13 protein-coding genes are annotated in these 16,536 nt (G+C 62.3%); 6 read left to right on the top strand and 7 right to left on the bottom strand.

What is annotated here, in order from left to right; genetic code table 11:
• Positions 1-214: 214 nt before the first annotated feature.
• Together mdeB and JNB89_RS26455 are read left to right on the top strand one after the other, a co-directional pair.
• Positions 215-2,965, top strand: coding sequence for an alpha-ketoglutarate dehydrogenase (mdeB, locus tag JNB89_RS26450; RefSeq protein ID WP_220364169.1), 2,751 nt, complete (start codon positions 215-217; stop codon positions 2,963-2,965).
• 197 nt (positions 2,966-3,162) lie between these two features.
• Positions 3,163-3,501, top strand: a complete 339-nt coding sequence (locus JNB89_RS26455) for a hypothetical protein (RefSeq protein ID WP_013341004.1) — start codon at positions 3,163-3,165, stop codon at positions 3,499-3,501.
• Between the two features lie 90 nt (positions 3,502-3,591).
• On the opposite strand, the gene JNB89_RS26460 is transcribed toward JNB89_RS26455, so the two are convergent.
• The 3 genes from JNB89_RS26460 to mnmE all read right to left on the bottom strand — a co-directional run bounded on the left by JNB89_RS26460 (position 3,592) and on the right by mnmE (position 6,774).
• Complete coding sequence (locus JNB89_RS26460; RefSeq protein WP_013341005.1) at positions 3,592-3,753, bottom strand: hypothetical protein; 162 nt, start codon at positions 3,751-3,753, stop codon at positions 3,592-3,594.
• 253 nt (positions 3,754-4,006) lie between these two features.
• Complete coding sequence (locus tag JNB89_RS26465) at positions 4,007-5,209, bottom strand: tyrosine-type recombinase/integrase (protein WP_220364170.1); 1,203 nt, start codon at positions 5,207-5,209, stop codon at positions 4,007-4,009.
• 170 nt (positions 5,210-5,379) lie between these two features.
• Positions 5,380-6,774: a tRNA uridine-5-carboxymethylaminomethyl(34) synthesis GTPase MnmE gene (gene mnmE / locus JNB89_RS26470; RefSeq protein ID WP_220364171.1), complete on the bottom strand. Its 1,395-nt coding sequence runs from the start codon at positions 6,772-6,774 to the stop codon at positions 5,380-5,382.
• A gap of 372 nt (positions 6,775-7,146) precedes the next feature.
• On the opposite strand from mnmE, the gene JNB89_RS26475 reads away from it, so the two are divergent.
• Positions 7,147-7,554, top strand: coding sequence for a transcriptional regulator (locus JNB89_RS26475; RefSeq protein WP_013341008.1), 408 nt, complete (start codon positions 7,147-7,149; stop codon positions 7,552-7,554).
• Positions 7,555-7,684: 130 nt separating this feature from the next.
• Here JNB89_RS26475 and yidC read toward each other — a convergent pair whose 3' ends face one another.
• The 4 genes from yidC to rpmH form a co-directional block, all read right to left on the bottom strand.
• Positions 7,685-9,343 carry a membrane protein insertase YidC gene (gene yidC, locus JNB89_RS26480; RefSeq protein WP_013341009.1) on the bottom strand — a complete coding sequence of 553 codons (1,659 nt, stop codon included), beginning with the start codon at positions 9,341-9,343 and terminating at the stop codon, positions 7,685-7,687.
• Between the two features lie 30 nt (positions 9,344-9,373).
• Positions 9,374-9,604 carry a membrane protein insertion efficiency factor YidD gene (gene yidD, locus JNB89_RS26485; RefSeq protein WP_006050604.1) on the bottom strand — a complete coding sequence of 77 codons (231 nt, stop codon included), beginning with the start codon at positions 9,602-9,604 and terminating at the stop codon, positions 9,374-9,376.
• A gap of 112 nt (positions 9,605-9,716) precedes the next feature.
• Positions 9,717-10,223 (bottom strand): ribonuclease P protein component, encoded by a 507-nt coding sequence (locus JNB89_RS26490; protein ID WP_431026607.1) that lies wholly within the window; start codon positions 10,221-10,223, stop codon positions 9,717-9,719.
• Positions 10,224-10,297: 74 nt separating this feature from the next.
• Positions 10,298-10,432, bottom strand: a complete 135-nt coding sequence (gene rpmH / locus JNB89_RS26495) for a 50S ribosomal protein L34 (RefSeq protein WP_004198824.1) — start codon at positions 10,430-10,432, stop codon at positions 10,298-10,300.
• Between the two features lie 382 nt (positions 10,433-10,814).
• Here rpmH and dnaA point away from each other — a divergent pair, with 382 nt between their 5' ends.
• The 3 genes from dnaA (at position 10,815) to gyrB (ending at position 16,342) form a co-directional block, all read left to right on the top strand.
• On the top strand, positions 10,815-12,428 hold the full coding sequence (gene dnaA / locus JNB89_RS26500) for a chromosomal replication initiator protein DnaA (protein ID WP_220364172.1): 1,614 nt from the start codon (positions 10,815-10,817) through the stop codon (positions 12,426-12,428).
• 225 nt (positions 12,429-12,653) lie between these two features.
• Positions 12,654-13,757, top strand: a complete 1,104-nt coding sequence (dnaN, locus tag JNB89_RS26505) for a DNA polymerase III subunit beta (RefSeq protein ID WP_013337655.1) — start codon at positions 12,654-12,656, stop codon at positions 13,755-13,757.
• A 113-nt stretch (positions 13,758-13,870) separates the two neighbouring features.
• Positions 13,871-16,342 carry a DNA topoisomerase (ATP-hydrolyzing) subunit B gene (gyrB, locus tag JNB89_RS26510; RefSeq protein WP_013337656.1) on the top strand — a complete coding sequence of 824 codons (2,472 nt, stop codon included), beginning with the start codon at positions 13,871-13,873 and terminating at the stop codon, positions 16,340-16,342.
• The last annotated feature ends 194 nt before the right edge of the window (positions 16,343-16,536 follow it).

The raw sequence follows: 16,536 nt of genomic DNA on the forward strand, positions 1-16,536 counted from the left end.
GCCCTGCGACAGTGCTGTAACCGGCTGACCATTCCGATGGCAACTCTCAAATTTACGCGGACAGGGCAAAAATTCTGCCGGCAAGGCGCGGGATGGAATAAACGGACTGTCAAAACGCCAAATCACAAGCAAAACAGATGCTCATTTTGCGCATCCGCAAGTACCATTGACTCACTCGATTCTGAACCGAACGTGTCGATGCGGGAGTGGTGCCATGACGGATTTATCCAGCGGTAAAGAGCAATTGCGGTCTTTGGCCGGCGAACGCGCCGCGGCGGCAGTGGACGCCGATCCGCAGGAAACCGCCGAATGGCTGGAGGCGCTCGACGCGGTAGTCGAGCACGTGGGCCGCGAGCGCGCGCAGTTTCTCTTCGACCGGCTGGCGAGCCATGCGGTCTCGCTTGGCGTCGAATCGACGCGCACCAACGTCACGCCATACCGCAACACGATCCCAGCGCACGAGCAGCCGCGTTATCCGGGCAATCTCGAGCTCGAGGAGCGGCTTGCTGCCGCGCTGCGCTGGAACGCGCTGGCGATGGTCGTGCGTGCGAACAAGGCGTATGGCGAACTGGGCGGGCATATCGCGAGTTATGCATCGGCGGCGGATCTGTTCGAGGTCGGCTTCAACCATTTCTTCCGTGCGTCGGCGCGGGACGCGAGCGAGCGGGCAGGCGAGGGCAGCGGCGATCTGGTGTACTTCCAGCCGCACTCGTCGCCCGGTGTGTATGCGCGCGCGTATCTGGAAGGCTTTCTGTCCGAAGAGAACCTGCAGCATTACCGCCGGGAGATCGGCGGGCCCGGCCTGTGTTCGTACCCGCATCCGTGGTTGATGCCGGACTTCTGGCAGTTTCCCACCGGCTCGATGGGCATTGGCCCGATCAACGCGATTTACCAGGCGCGCTTCATGCGCTACCTCGCGAATCGCGGCCTTGCGCGCACCGAAGGGCGCAAGGTATGGGGCTTTTTCGGCGACGGCGAGATGGACGAGCCAGAGTCGACCGGCGCTTTGTCGCTGGCCGCGCGCGAAGGGCTCGATAACCTCGTGTTCGTGATCAACTGCAACTTGCAGCGTCTGGACGGCCCGGTGCGCAGCAACGGCCGCATCATCGACGAACTGGAGGCGCATTTCACAGGCGCGGGCTGGAACGTGATCAAGGTGATCTGGGGGTCGGACTGGGACGCGCTGTTTGCGCGCGATAGCAGCGGTGCGTTGCTGCGCGCGTTCGCGCATACCGTCGACGGCCAGTTCCAGACTTTTTCGGCCAACGACGGCGCCTACAACCGCGAGCGCTTCTTCGGCCAGAACGCCGAACTGGCCGCGCTCGCCGCGCAACTGAGCGACGACGATATCGACCGCCTGAAGCGCGGCGGCCACGACGTGCGCAAACTGCACGCCGCTTACGCGAAGGCGCTCGAGCATCGCGGCCAACCTACGGTGATCCTCGCGAAGACCATGAAGGGCTTCGGCATGGGTACGGCCGGGCAGGGCCGCATGACCACGCATCAGCAGAAGAAGCTCGACTACGACGACCTGAAGGCGTTTCGCGACCGCTTCCGCCTGCCGCTCACGGATGCGGACGTCGAACAGCTGAAGTTTTACAAACCCGCGGAAGACAGCCCCGAAATGCAATACCTGCATGCTCGCCGGGCTGCTCTCGGAGGCTATCTGCCCAGAAGGCGGAGAGTTGCATCGGAGGGGCTGATCGTCCCTCCGATGTCCTCCTGGAGCCAATTCGCGCTGGAATTCAACGGCCGCGAGATGTCCACGACCATGGCTCTCGTGCGCATGTTGACGGCGCTCCTGAAAGACGCCGCAGTGGGGCCGCGCATCGTGCCGATTGTCGCTGACGAGGCGCGCACCTTCGGCATGGCCAACATGTTCCGGCAGGTCGGCATCTACTCGCCGCTCGGCCAGTTGTACGAGCCAGAGGACCTCGGCTCCATGCTGTATTACCGCGAGGACACGCAAGGGCAGATCCTGGAAGAGGGCATCTCGGAGGCGGGCGCGGTGTCGTCATGGATCGCGGCCGCCACGTCGTACAGCGTGCACGATCTTCCCATGCTGCCGTTCTACATCTACTACTCGATGTTCGGCTTTCAGCGTATCGGCGACCTCATCTGGGCGGCGGCCGACCAGCGCGCTCGCGGCTTCCTGATCGGCGCGACCTCGGGCAAGACGACGCTCGGCGGCGAGGGCTTGCAGCATCAGGACGGCACGAGCCACGTGGTGGCATCGACCATTCCGAACTGCCGGGCGTACGACCCCGCGTTCGCTTATGAAGTCGCGGTGATCGTCGACGAAGGCATGCGCGAGATGGCCGAGCGCCAGCGCGACATGTTCTATTACGTGACGGTGATGAACGAGAACTACCCGCAGCCTGGCGCGCCGGGCGGCGACCTGGGCGCCGTGCGCGAAGGCATTCTCAAGGGCATCTACGCGCTGTCCGCGCATGCCGGGCAGAGGGCGGCGGCACAGGTTCAACTGCTCGGGTCCGGAGCGATTCTCGGCGAGGTCATCGCGGCGCAGCGCATGCTCGAGGAGGACTGGCAGATCGCCGCGGCCGTGTGGAGCGTGACGAGCTTCAGCGGACTGCAGCGCGACGGGATGGCGGCGGAGCGCCTTGCGCGTTACGGAGAGCCGTCGACGCAAGCGCCATACGTGACCCAAGTGCTCGGCAACTCGCAAGGGCCGATTGTCGCTGCTACCGATTATGTGCGCGCCGTGCCGGAGCTGATTCGCGCATACGTGCCTCGCCGGTATGTGACGCTCGGCACCGACGGCTTCGGCCGCAGCGATACCCGGGCGGCGCTGCGCGAGTTCTTTGAGGTGGATCGCAAGGCTGTGGTGCTGGCCGCGCTTAAAGCGTTGGCAGACGACGGCGTGATTCAGCCGCAAGTGTTGCGCGAGGCGCGGCGCAAGTACTACGGCGATGCGCCGGTGCAAGCGCCGTCGTGGCAACGGTGAGTCGCGCCCGGCGCGAGGTGCCAGGTGCCAGGTGCGAGGTGCCAGGTGCCAGGTGCCAGGTGCCAGGTGCCGGCAGAGCGGGGCCCGCGACGTTGCCCGAGTCGGTTACACGGGTAATGTGTCGTTACCACTTGCAGCATCTATTTCTGCGCGCGTCGCCGACAATTCGTTCCATGCCTGAACGGCGGGAGCGAAAAATGAAAAAGTTAGCAGTGGCTTTGGTGATGGTGGGCAGCTTGAGCGTTGCCGGACAAGCGTCGGCTCATGGCCATGACGGCGGTAATGTGGTCGGTGCGTTGATTGGCGGCGCTGTGCTCGGCGCGGTGGTCACGTCGATATTGAATCCGGCGCCGGTGGTGGCCTATCAGCAGCCCGTGTATGCGCAGCCTGTGTACGCACAGCCGGCCTATCAACCGGCCCCCGCATACTCCGGCCCGCCGCCGGGCTACTGCTATGACCAGTACCAGCGCGCGTATGTCGCGTGTGAAGCGCCGCCGCGGCAGTACGAATATGCGGACCCCGCGCCCAGGTGGTAAGCCGCGCGCGCCATGATGGCGTGTTGCAGACAGAAAGGCCGTCGCTCTCCGCGACGGCCTTCTTGTATTGGCGCCGCCTTGCGCTACCGCTCAGTGCCTGTGATGCAGCCACTCCGCGTAATGCGTATCGAGCCAGCGCTCGAGTTTTTGCGGTCCCGCCTTGTGGTGATAGCGGGATGCCACCCAGATTGCCGCGCCGACCAGCAGCATGACGGTCGGCCCGAGCAGGTAAGCGATCAACGATTCGGACATGGCAGCCTCCGTGGAAAGGTTGCATCGTTGCTCCAGTGTAGGCGATCAATTGCAGGAGAAAAGTGCTGTGTGAAGGGGCCGCAGCGTGCGGAGCATCCATGCGGTATGCGGTGTTTTAGTAACCTTATGAACGCAGCGTCTTTTCCCATGTGTACGGAGATTCGCGCGGTCGAGTCTTAGGTCTGTGTACCTAAAATAGGAGCGCTGCACGGCGTCTTTGTTGCGCTCCGGGCTTCACCAGATCTCAGTCGTCTCAAACCGCTGCTGTCCGCGCTACGTCAAGCTGGGCGTCCACATAGTCCGCCCACCGCTGCGCGATTCGCCGCTGTTCGTTCGCCTTGCTTTGCGCCTCGGCTTGCGACGCGCCTTGTCGCGTTTGCGCTGAGGTTTTGTCCTCTTGTGCGTGCTGCGCCATTTCCCGAAGATGGGTCGACGCGGTCCGCCTGAAGTCGTGCAGAACGAAATGTTCGACCGCGAGGCCAAGCGCCTTCACCGCCTGGTTGAGCGTGCTTTTCGCAATGGGCCGGTCTTCGCCCCTTACGCTCGGAAACACGAATCCCGTAGCGGCACGCTGACGGTGCAGCTCACGCAGCAGCGCCACGGCCTGCTGGGACAGGTAGACCAGGCGGTCGGCCGTCTCTCCCAGACGCGCGGCCGGAATACGCCACAACCCGTGGTCGAGATCGAATTCGTCCCACGTCGCTTCGACCAGGTCGGACTTGCGCACCATGGTCAGCACCAGCAGATGCAGCGCGATCTTGAGCGGCCGGCGGATGCTGGATGTTTCGATTGAATGCAGCATGGTGCCGATCTCGTCACCAGAGAGCACGCGAGTGCGGCTCTCGAAGGTGGCGATGGAGCGCGCCGGCACCACCTGCGCCGGATTGGCCGTCGCGAGCTGCCGTGCCATCAGGTACTCGTAGAGGCGCTTGATCACGTTGCGCGTGTGCAGCGCCATTTTCGGCGAGCCGCGGCTTTTAATGCTGTCGCAAATCGCGACGACGTGCTCCGCCGTCACGCTCTTCACCGGCAAGCCGCCGATGGCGGGCAGTATGTCCTTGTCGAGCGCGCGCCGCGTCGTGCGGCGATATTCGTCGGACTTCCCCGCCATTTCGGTGGCCATATAAAGTTCGGCGGCTTCGCGCAGCAAGTCGGCTTTCGCTTCCGCGCCACGGTCGCGGCGCGCGGTGGCGACCGGCGAAATGCCTTGTGCGACCAGATCTGCGTACTTCTGCGCTTTGGCGCGCGCGACTCGCAGCGAGATCATCCGGTAGTCGCCGATGGTTGCAAGCGGCTGGCGCTTGCCGTTCAGCGAATAGCGGAAGCGCCAGACCTTGGTGCCGGTCGTCATTACCTCGATCACGAGGCCGTTGCCGTCGGCGACGCTGTAGCGGGTGGCGCGCGGTTGCAGTGCGCGGACTTGGGATTCGGTAAGAGGGACGGCTTGGCGGGGCATGCTCTGAGGGCTCGTAAGCGACAGCGCAAGTTTAAACTGCCGGGGTTTGTGTACCAAGCAATTCGGTTATTGTTGGTCCACAGCGGCGGCCTGTTCGGCATGGGCTGAAATCAAGAGTGCGCATTTCTACGGCTTTTCTAAGGGGCCAAACGGTTCCCGGCGCAGTTCCCCTACTTGCCGATACAGAACCTGCTGAAAATTACTCCGAGCAGATCATCCGAGCTGAACTCGCCAGTGATCGAGTTGAGCTGGTCCTGTGCAAGCCGTAGTTCCTCGGCGAAAAGATCCAGCGCCTGCGAGTTTTGATCCGCGTGCGCGGCGGCAGTGGCGAGATGCTCCTGCGCGGCGCGCAGTGCGATCAGATGACGCTCGCGTGCAAGGTAGACGCTTTCGGCACCGGCCTGCCAGCCGGCGATCCGCAGCAGTTCGTCGCGCAGCAGGCTCACTCCGTCGCCCTGTTTCGCCGACAGGCGCACTTCGCTGAGGCCGAGATCAACGTCGAGCGCGCGCGTCTGCGGCGGCAAGCCGACCAGATCAGTCTTGTTCAGCACTCGCACGACCGGCACGCCGGCGGGAAAGCGCTTCGCGATGGTTTCGTCCTCGGCGGTCATGCCGGTGCGCGCGTCGAGCAGGTGCAGCACCACGTCGGCACGCTCGATCTCGCTCCATGTGCGCGCAATGCCGATCTTCTCGACCTCGTCTTCCGTGTCGCGCAGGCCGGCGGTGTCTATCACATGAAGCGGAATGCCCTCGATCTGGATGGTCTGTGCGACCTTGTCGCGCGTGGTGCCCGCGATCGGCGTGACGATGGCAAGCTCGGCGCCGGCAAGCGCATTCAACAGCGACGACTTGCCGACATTCGGCTGTCCCGCGAGCACCACCGAAAGCCCCTCGCGCAGCAGCGCGCCCTGGCGCGCCTCGGCGAGCACGCTTGCAAGGCGCTCGCGAATGCGCGCGAGCTTGCCGCGGGCGTCGGCGGCTTCGAGAAAGTCGATCTCTTCTTCGGGGAAGTCGAGCGTGGCTTCCACCAGCATGCGCAGCGTGATTACTTCTTCAACCAACGTGTGGATGTCGCGCGAAAACGCGCCGTCGAGCGAACGGCCCGCCGAGCGTGCGGCGGCTTCGGTGCTCGCCTCGATCAGGTCCGCCACCGCTTCTGCCTGCGCGAGATCCAGCTTGTCGTTCAAAAACGCGCGGCGGGTGAACTCGCCGGGTTCGGCGAGCCGCAGACCGAATGCGCGTCCGGCGTCGATACAGCGTTGCAGCACGAGCTGCAGCACGACCGGGCCGCCGTGGCCTTGCAACTCGAGCACGTGTTCACCGGTGTACGAATGCGGCGCGGGAAAGTAAAGCGCGATACCGCGATCGAGCGGATTACCGCTGCCGTCGAGAAACGGCACGTAGCTCGCGTGGCGCGGCGCAAGCGCCTGGCCGGTGAGCGCGTGCATCAGCGGCTGCGCGGCGACCTCGCCGGTGCGGCCGAACGAAATCCGCACCACACCGATGCCTCCCCGGCCGGGCGCGGTGGCAATGGCGACAATGGGATCGGAGTCGGTGGTCAGCATGTGGAGGGCGGCGAAATCGGAGGATTGGAGCAGGGCGCTGCGCTCAGGCGCGCGGCGCCGGGCATTGTAACGCGGGGTCCGGCACCGGCTGGGCGGCGAACTGCCTGCGGATGAGCGCGCGCCATTTTTGCGACGCACTTAAGATTGATCTTAGACAAGCTAGGATTGTGATTGCGCCATTAGGACCGAGCGAAGTTCGGCGCGAACCGTCAACCGCTACGACCTAAGCTCTGTAAGGAAATTTCGCAAATTTTGACATCCGCCGCGAGCGCTGATGTATTGGGCGCGTCAAGCTAAAATTATCTCAAATACGCTAAACATGAGCCTGTTCAGTTGTCAACTGGGAGGACGCAGAATTGCACAATCTGGCCCATGCCGACCCCCAAAGAAAAAGCCGCCTTCGCCCGGAGGCTGAAGGACAGCCTGGAGCCGCTGAAAATTCGCGGCGGGACCAAGCTCGCCGAGCAGTTCAATCTCCGCTATCGCGGCGACCGTCCTGTCACGCCGCAAACCGCTCACAAGTGGCTGACGGGCACGACGATTCCCAAGCCCGACAAGTTGCGCACGCTGGCGGAGTGGTTAAACGTGAAGGAGCATTGGCTTCACTATGGACCGTCGCCTGGCGCAAGCGCTCGGCCCATGGCCCGCGGCGAGAAATATCCGCCGTCGCAGGAGACCATCGAACTGGCTTCGAAGATCCAGTCTCTGACGCCGAAGGACCGGTTTCTCGTCGAAGAAATGGTGGTGCGCTTCTACGGTGAGGATACCGAAGAACAGTAACAGAGGTACTGTTTGCATCGCGAGGCAGATAAAAAAAAGCCGCCCGGTTCGTTGAGCCGGGCGGCTTTTTATTTGCGGCTGGTGTTGGCGGCTGGCGCGGCGTCTGCCGCGCTGTCTTGCGCGACCGCGATCAGGCCGGCTTGGCGTTCGACTGCCCCATCATGCGCGTGATGTAGTACTGCTGCGCGATGGACAGCACGTTGTTCACCACGTAGTACAGCACGAGACCCGCCGGGAAGAAGAAGAACATGACCGAAAACGCGATGGGCATGAACATCATCATCTTGGCTTGAACCGGGTCCGGCGGCGTGGGGTTCAGCTTCGTCTGCAGGAACATGGAGACGGCCATCAGCACGGGCAGGATGAAATACGGGTCTTGTTGCGACAGATCGTGAATCCACAGAATCCACGGCGCGCCGCGCATTTCCACGGACGACAGCAGCACCCAGTACAGCGAGATGAACACCGGAATCTGCACGACGACCGGCAGGCAGCCGCCGAACGGATTCACCTTCTCGGTCTTGTACAGCTCCATCAGCGCGGCGTTCATCTTCTGCGGATCGCCCTTGAAGCGCTCGCGCAGCGCCTGCATGCGCGGCGTGATCGCCTTCATGCGTGCCATCGACTTGTAGCTCGCGGCCGACAGCGGGAAAAACACGGCCTTGATCAGCAGCGTGAGCAACACGATTGCCCAGCCCCAGTTGCCGACATAGCTGTGAATCTTCTCGAGCAGCCAGAAAAGCGGCTTCGCGATGATCGTCACCCAGCCGTAGTCCTTTACCAGTTCCAGGCCCGGCGCGATGCCTTCGAGCATGCGCTCTTCTTCCGGACCGGCGAAGAGGCGCGCGGAGACGTCGACCGTCTGTCCCGGCGCAATGGCGGCAACCGGCTGTTTGACGCCGACGCGATACAGAGCCGGGTCGATTTTCTCCACGTAAATGTCGCGCTTCACGCCCTGCTGCGGAATCCACGCCGACGCGAAGTAATGCTGCACCATCGCGATCCAGCCGTTATCGGCCTGCTTCGCGTAGTCTTCCTTGTTCTTGTCGATGTCGCCGAACGTCATTTTCTGGAAGTGATGCTGGTCGGTGTAGACAGCCGGCCCGATGAACGTGTGCGAGAAGCGCGGCGTTTCCACAGGCTGGTCGTCGCGCACCAGTTCCATATAGACCGACGGGCTCACCGGCGTCGTGCCGACGTTCTGAATCTTCGTGTCCACGCCGATCACGTAGCTGCCGCGCGTGAACGTATAGGTCTTGATGACCTTCAGACCGCCCTTGACCGGCGACTCGAAGCTGAGGCTGAACGACTTCTGATCGCCTTTGAGGTCGGTCTGCTGATTCGGCATCAGCGTGTAGACGTCGTTGTGATTCGGGAAGTCGCCGCCGAGCAGGCCCGTACGCGCGAGATAGGTGTGATTGCCGGTGCGGTCGAACAGCGTGATGACGAGATCCGGCTGCTTGCCGTCGCCCTCTTTGACGAGCGACAGCTTCGACAGCGTACCGCCGCGAGTGTCGATTTCGCCGCTATAGACGTCGGTGCTGAACTTGACGAGCTGCGATTGCGTGGCCGCCGGGGTGTTGGCCGGCGCTGCTGCGTTGGTGGCCGGCAAATCGGCGGGCTGGGTACCCGGCGTCGTGGTTCCCGGTGCAGCGCTGCCGGCCGTTTTGGTCGGCGTGGCGCTCGGGAAGAACATCGACGGGCGTCCGTGGTCACGTTGCCAGTTGTCGAACAGCATGACCGCTGACATGAAGAAGATGACCCATAGGACGGTGCGTTTGATATCCATGCGTTGTCTCAGTGTCGATGGAACGGCGCGTCAGCGCTTTTCAGAAGTGGGAGGCGGGACCAGATCGATGCCGCCCGCGGAAAACGGGTGGCAGCGGCAAATACGCCTGGCGGCGAGATAAGTCCCGCGCGCGGCGCCATGATACTGGATTGCTTCGCGCGCGTAATCAGAGCAGGAAGGGTAAAAACGGCACCGGTTGCCGAGCATCGGGCTCACGGCAAGCTTGTAAAAGCGCAGTAAAGCGATAAGTACCGTTTGCATGGCTCATGCGGCCGGACGGCGCCGCGCAACGTGGAGTACCGGACGGCGCCCGTTGCCGGTGGCCGCCTAAGCTACGGTGGTCCGCGCGAAAAAGCGGGCGGTCACCTGAGCGTCACTCCGTCTTGGGCGCTTGTGCGGGCGGCGCCTGACGACGGGCAATTTCACGCGCTGCCTTGTCGAGCAGCGCCTCGATCTCACTGCGGCACAGTGCCTTGAGCGGCGGCGACGAGGCGCTTGGCAACGCCTTCCTGTCGAAGCGCGTGTGCAAACGCAGCAGCACATCCCAACCGCCGAACTCCGCGCGCCGCAGCCGGAAGGCCTCACGCGCGATTCGGCGTACCAGATTACGCGTGGCCGCGCGCGGCGCATACTTCTTGCCGATCACGAGACCCAGACGCGCGTCATTGCCGGTGGGCCGCCCATACACGACGAAGTGCGCGGTGCGGCGCCAGGGGCGCAAACGAAAAACGGATGAAAATTCATCCGTTTTCAGTAGCCTCGCGGCTTTGGGGAAGGCAGCTTGCGCTCGCAACGGTACGGAGCCCTGTTGCGCCGCTTCGGCCGGTTCCGCTTTGCCGCGGGTGTTGCCGCCGGCGTTGCCACGGGTGTCATCTTGCACGTTCAAACCTTGCACATTCGAACCCGGCACGGCCTGGCCACGCGCAGACAGAGCGCGCAATCCGTTCGCCTGCCTTAGATGGCGAGGCGCTTGCGGCCCTTCGCGCGGCGTGCGTTGATGACCTTGCGGCCGCCAGCGGTCTTCATGCGAACGCGAAAGCCGTGGGTGCGCTTGCGACGGGTAACGGAAGGTTGGTAAGTACGTTTCATGTTGCTCTCACTTGATCGAAAAAAACCGCGCGATCATCGCTGAAAGCGCAATGGCCGGAGGTTTGCTGAATTGGTTTTCGCGGAACCCGCTATTTAAACCCGTTTTGCGTTGACCGTCAACAGTTTAGCCGGTGCCGCCTGCGCGCGCCGGGTGCTGCCCCGGATGATCCGTCCCTGTGGATAACTCACTTGCGGCTCCGATTTGGCGTTAGAATCTCGCCTTACCTCCCAAAAATGATGCACGCCGCTCCGGCTCGCTTGCCCCGCAAACCCTTGTGGCACAAGCGCCTGGGGCTGTTACGCCTGGCTGCTCCGGGCCTTGTTGCGTGCGCGCGACGGGGGCAGCGGCGAGCCCCGTGCACACCATAACGACAGCAACTTGATGAACGAATTCTGGCAACACTGTTCCGCATTGCTGGAGCGTGAACTCACGCCCCAGCAGTACGTGACGTGGATCAAACCGTTGGCCCCGGTCGCCTTCGACGCCGCTGCGAACACGCTCAGCATTGCCGCGCCGAACCGCTTCAAGCTCGACTGGGTCAAGAGCCAGTTCTCCGGCCGCATCGCGGATATGGCCCGCGATTTCTGGCATGCCCCGATCGACGTGCAATTCGTGCTGGACCCGAAAGCCGGCATGCGCGCGCCTGCGGCAGCGGCGCCTGCCCCGGCGCGCGCAGGTTCGTCCTCGGCGCAGGGTGGCAACTTCGGCGGCAACGCAGCGGGCGGTCCCGGCAGCCATGCCGGCGGTAACGCCGCGGTGGACGCCGCCGTCGGCGCGGTGCAGGCGGCGCAGGCCGCGCGCGCCAATCCGGCGCTGGCCGCGCACAACGCCAATGCGCGCGCGGCTGCCGAAGATGCAGCCGACCTCGACTTGCCGAGCCTCGACGCGAACGAAGCCGCGGCGGCGCGCCGCACGTGGCGTCCGGGCCAGAGCGCAAGCTCGAACGGCTCGGGGGACAACGACTCGATGTACGAGCGCTCCAAGCTGAACCCGGTTCTGACCTTCGACAACTTCGTGACAGGTAAGGCCAACCAGCTTGCGCGCGCCGCGGCGATTCAGGTCGCGGACAATCCCGGCATCTCGTACAACCCGCTCTTCCTGTACGGCGGCGTGGGGCTCGGCAAGACTCACCTGATTCACGCAATCGGCAACCAGTTGCTGATGGACAAAGCCGGCGCGCGGATTCGCTACATTCACGCGGAACAATACGTGTCCGACGTGGTGAAGGCGTATCAGCGCAAGGCGTTCGACGACTTCAAGCGCTACTACCACTCGCTGGATCTGCTGCTGATCGACGATATTCAGTTCTTTTCCGGCAAGTCGCGTACCCAGGAAGAGTTTTTCTACGCGTTCGAGGCGCTGGTCGCGAACAAGGCGCAGGTCATCATCACGAGCGACACGTATCCGAAGGAAATTTCGGGTATCGACGACCGCCTGATCTCGCGCTTCGACTCCGGCCTCACGGTGGCTATCGAGCCGCCCGAACTCGAAATGCGCGTGGCGATTCTGATGCGCAAGGCGCAGTCGGAATTCGTCAGCCTGAATGAAGACGTGGCGTTTTTCGTCGCCAAGCACTTGCGCTCGAACGTGCGCGAACTGGAAGGCGCGCTGCGGAAAATTCTCGCGTACTCGAAGTTCCACGGCCGCGAAATCACCATCGAACTGACGAAAGAAGCCCTGAAAGATCTGCTGACGGTGCAGAACCGGCAGATTTCCGTGGAAAACATTCAGAAGACCGTGGCTGACTTTTATAGCATCAAGGTCGCGGACATGTATTCGAAGAAGCGTCCGGCCAACATTGCGCGGCCGCGGCAGATCGCCATGTACCTGGCCAAGGAGCTGACGCAGAAAAGTCTGCCGGAAATCGGCGAGCTGTTCGGCGGACGCGACCACACCACCGTGCTGCACGCGGTACGCAAAATTGCCGACGAACGCAGCAAGGACGCGCAGCTGAATCACGAATTGCACGTGCTTGAACAGACGCTGAAGGGCTGAGCGGCGCGGGTGGAAAAACAACCTGTTTATTTCCGAAGTCGCCCCCAATTTAGTGAGGCGGTTCCTTTTTCAGGCACAATACAGGTTTAACCGCCCGGCGCGGCCGCGGGCGGAATTCACGCCGTGACAGGCGCTGCGTGGCGCCGGCGGGGAGCCACGGCTGCGTGCGGAAATGCCTTGAACGGCTCGAAGGCGCGCAGGCCGTTATATCAACGAAGGAACTCTATGCAACTGGTCAAGACCGAACGCGATAACCTCCTCAGGCCGCTGCAAACCGTGAGCGGCATTGTCGAACGCCGCCATACGTTGCCGATCCTCGCCAATTTGCTGATTACCAAGAACGGCCCCGACGTGTCGTTCCTGTCAACCGACCTGGAGTTGCAGATCACCACGCGCGCCGATTTCGGCGTGGGCGGCGAAACTGTGGCGACCACGGTGGCAGCGAGAAAGCTCCTCGACATTCTGCGCGCCATGCCTGACGGCCAGGTCACGCTCACGCTGAACGACAAGCGTTTGACGGTGCAATCCGGCAAGAGCCGCTTTGCGCTGCAAACGCTCGCCGCGGACGAATTCCCGACGGTCGCGCAAGCTAAAGACTACGGCGCGAGCCTCGTGGTTCCCCAAAAGACGTTCCGTCAGTTGCTCGGCATGGTCCATTTTTCGATGGCCCAGCAGGACATTCGCTACTACCTGAACGGCATGCTGCTGGTGGTGGACGGCGACCAGTTGATGGCAGTGGCAACCGACGGCCACCGCCTCGCGTTTTCGTCGATGAAGATCGAAGGCTCGTTCGCGCGCCAGGAAGTGATCATTCCGCGCAAGACGATTCTCGAGCTGCAGCGCCTGCTCGAAGACATCGACGACACGCTGAAGATCGACATCGCGCAAACGCAGGTGAAGTTCACTTTCGGCCAGGTGGAGCTCGTGTCCAAGCTGGTGGAAGGCAAGTTCCCCGACTTCCAGCGCGTGATTCCGAAGTCGCACAAGAATCAGTTCGTGATTGGCCGTGAAGAACTGCAGCGTTCGCTGCAACGCGCGGCAATTTTGACGTCGGACAAGTTCAAGGGCGTGCGCTGCATTATCGAGCCGGGCCAGTTGAAGATCATGTCGACCAACGCCGACCAGGAAGAGGCGCAGGAAGAACTGGAAATTGCTTACGACGGCGACAGCGTCGATATCGGGTTCAACGTCACGTATCTGCTCGACGTGCTTGCGAACCTGAAGGTCGACATGCTGCAAGTGAGCCTCGGCGACGCCAGTTCCAGTGCGCTGATCACGATTCCCGAGAACGACGAATTCAAATACGTGGTGATGCCGATGCGCATCTGACGCGTCCAACACCAGCAACACACCAAGGGGCGCAGCGCCCCTTTGGCGTTTTTATGGCGTTTTGAAAAGTCCCGAGCAGCAACCCAGCAGTAATGCAGAACCGGAAAAAATCCATGACTGAAACGAACAATACGCAACCCGACAACAGCTACGGCGCCTCGTCCATTCAGATCCTCGAAGGTCTGGAGGCGGTGCGCAAGCGGCCGGGGATGTACATCGGGGATACATCGGATGGCACCGGTTTGCACCACCTCGTGTTCGAAGTGCTCGACAACTCGATTGACGAAGCGCTGGCCGGGTATTGCAACGACATCCAGGTGATCATCCACGCGGACAACTCCATCTCGATCACCGACAACGGCCGCGGCGTGCCGACCGGCCTGAAGATGGACGACAAGCACGAACCCAAGCGCAGCGCCGCCGAAATCGTCATGACCGAGCTGCATGCCGGCGGCAAGTTCGACCAGAACAGCTACAAGGTGTCGGGCGGCCTGCACGGCGTGGGCGTGTCGTGCGTGAACGCGCTTTCCGCGTGGCTGCGCCTGACCGTGCGCCGCGACGGCAAGAAGCACTTCATGGAATTTCACCGTGGCGTGCCGCAGAACCGCGTGCTCGAAGAGATCGACGGCGTGATGACCTCGCCGATGCAGGTCATTGGCGACACCGAAAACCGCGGCACCGAAGTGCACTTCATGGCCGACGAGACGATTTTCGGCAACGTCGAATATCACTATGACATTCTGGCCAAGCGCATTCGCGAACTGTCGTTCCTCAATAACGGCGTGCGCATTCGCTTGCTCGATCAGCGCTCCGGCAAGGAAGAAGATTTCGCGTTTGTCGGCGGCGTGAAGGGTTTTGTCGAGTACATCAACAAGACCAAGAGCGTGCTGCATCCCACCATTTTCCACATTACCGGCGAGAAAGACGGCGTGGGTGTGGAAGTGGCCATGCAGTGGAACGACAGCTACAACGAAAACGTGCTGTGCTTCACGAACAACATTCCGCAGCGCGACGGCGGCACGCACCTTACCGGCTTGCGCGCCGCGATGACGCGCGTGCTGAACAAGTACATTGCCGATCACGAAGTCGCGAAAAAGGCGAAAGTCGAGACGTCCGGCGACGACATGCGTGAAGGGCTTTCGTGCGTGCTGTCGGTGAAGGTGCCTGAGCCCAAGTTCAGCTCGCAGACGAAGGACAAGCTGGTGTCCTCGGAAGTGCGCGCGCCGGTGGAAGAAGTGGTGGCAAAGGCGCTCGAGGAATTCCTGCTCGAAACGCCGAACGACGCGAAAATCATTTGCAGCAAGATTGTCGACGCGGCTCGCGCGCGCGACGCGGCCCGCAAGGCGCGTGAAATGACGCGACGCAAGGGCGTGCTGGACGGCGTCGGTTTGCCCGGCAAGCTCGCGGATTGCCAGGAGAAGGATCCGGCGAAGTCCGAGATTTATATCGTCGAGGGCGACTCCGCAGGCGGCTCGGCGAAGCAGGGCCGCGACCGCAAATTCCAGGCGATCTTGCCGCTGCGCGGCAAGGTGCTGAACGTCGAAAAGGCGCGTTACGACAAGCTGCTGTCTTCGGAACAGATCGTGACGCTGATCACCGCGCTTGGCTGCGGCATCGGCAAGGACGACTACAACCTCGAGAAGCTGCGTTATCACCGCATCATCATCATGACCGATGCTGACGTGGACGGCGCGCACATCCGCACGCTGCTGCTCACGTTCTTCTACCGTCAGATGCCGGAGATGATCGAGCGCGGCTATATCTACATTGCGCAGCCGCCGCTGTTCAAGATCAAGGCGGGCAAAGACGAGCGGTACCTGAAGGATGAGACCGAGGTCAACGCTCATATTCTGAAGCTGGCATTGCAGGGTTCGGAATTGCTGCCTTCGGAAAACGGCACCGCGATTACCGGCGAAGCGTTGGGCGAGTTGGCGCGCGCGTATCTGCTGGCGCAGGCGGTGGTGGATCGCTTGAGCCGCCTGTACGACGCCGGCGCGCTGGAGGCGGTGATGGACGGCGTGGCGATCGACCTTTCGAGTGAGGCGGCGGCCGAGGCATCGGCGAAAGCTCTGGAAGCGAAGCTGCGTGACGATGCTTTGAAGCCTGAGGTTACGGTGACTCAAATGTACGACCCGGTGCGCGAATTGCGCTCGCTGAAGGTTGCGCGCACGCATCACGGGAATCAGAAAATCTCCGTGTTCGACGAAGAGTTTCAGTTGACTGCCGATTATCAGCAATTGGTGAATACGGCGAATACCTTCAAGGGCTTGATTGGCAGCGGCGCAGTGATCAAGCGCGGCGAACGCAGCATGGCGGTTAGCGACTTCAAGTCTGCAATGAAGTGGCTGTTGGCCGATGCCGAGCGGAACGTTTCCAAGCAGCGCTATAAGGGCTTGGGCGAAATGAACCCCGAGCAGCTTTGGGAGACGACGATGGACCCGGCTGTGCGTCGATTGCTCCGCGTGCAGATTGAAGATGCGATTGCAGCGGATGGGATCTTTACGACACTGATGGGGGATGATGTTGAGCCGCGACGGGCGTTTATTGAGTCTAATGCGTTGCGGGCGGGGAATATTGATGTTTGAGGGGAGGTAGCTGCACGCAAAACCCCGTCAGCAGGGAGTGTCTGAATTTTTGTGTGCAAGGCGTCTTAACATTTCGGGCGTGGTGGGCGATCAATTTCATTCTAGCTGTCGGGTCGTGTGAAGCGATCCTCGTAGAGGATCGCGAACTGCCGCATCGCAGCCTTCCAGTCGTGGGCAGCGCGGCTCCAGTCGCT

The organism is Paraburkholderia phenoliruptrix (genome assembly GCF_019511605.1).
GTDB lineage: Bacteria > Pseudomonadota > Gammaproteobacteria > Burkholderiales > Burkholderiaceae > Paraburkholderia > Paraburkholderia phenoliruptrix_A.

Excerpts from the sequence above, each read along its gene's own strand:
- mdeB (WP_220364169.1), top strand. The coding sequence starts at position 215 with ATGACGGATTTATCCAGCGGTAAAGAGCAATTGCGGTCTTTGGCCGGC.
- dnaA (WP_220364172.1), top strand. The coding sequence starts at position 10,815 with ATGAACGAATTCTGGCAACACTGTTCCGCATTGCTGGAGCGTGAACTC.
- gyrB (WP_013337656.1), top strand. The coding sequence starts at position 13,871 with ATGACTGAAACGAACAATACGCAACCCGACAACAGCTACGGCGCCTCG.
- JNB89_RS26465 (WP_220364170.1), bottom strand. The coding sequence starts at position 5,209 with ATGCCCCGCCAAGCCGTCCCTCTTACCGAATCCCAAGTCCGCGCACTG.
- JNB89_RS26475 (WP_013341008.1), top strand. The coding sequence starts at position 7,147 with ATGCCGACCCCCAAAGAAAAAGCCGCCTTCGCCCGGAGGCTGAAGGAC.
- yidD (WP_006050604.1), bottom strand. The coding sequence starts at position 9,604 with ATGCAAACGGTACTTATCGCTTTACTGCGCTTTTACAAGCTTGCCGTG.
- JNB89_RS26455 (WP_013341004.1), top strand. The coding sequence starts at position 3,163 with ATGAAAAAGTTAGCAGTGGCTTTGGTGATGGTGGGCAGCTTGAGCGTT.
- mnmE (WP_220364171.1), bottom strand. The coding sequence starts at position 6,774 with ATGCTGACCACCGACTCCGATCCCATTGTCGCCATTGCCACCGCGCCC.
- JNB89_RS26460 (WP_013341005.1), bottom strand. The coding sequence starts at position 3,753 with ATGTCCGAATCGTTGATCGCTTACCTGCTCGGGCCGACCGTCATGCTG.
- rpmH (WP_004198824.1), bottom strand. The coding sequence starts at position 10,432 with ATGAAACGTACTTACCAACCTTCCGTTACCCGTCGCAAGCGCACCCAC.
- yidC (WP_013341009.1), bottom strand. The coding sequence starts at position 9,343 with ATGGATATCAAACGCACCGTCCTATGGGTCATCTTCTTCATGTCAGCG.
- dnaN (WP_013337655.1), top strand. The coding sequence starts at position 12,654 with ATGCAACTGGTCAAGACCGAACGCGATAACCTCCTCAGGCCGCTGCAA.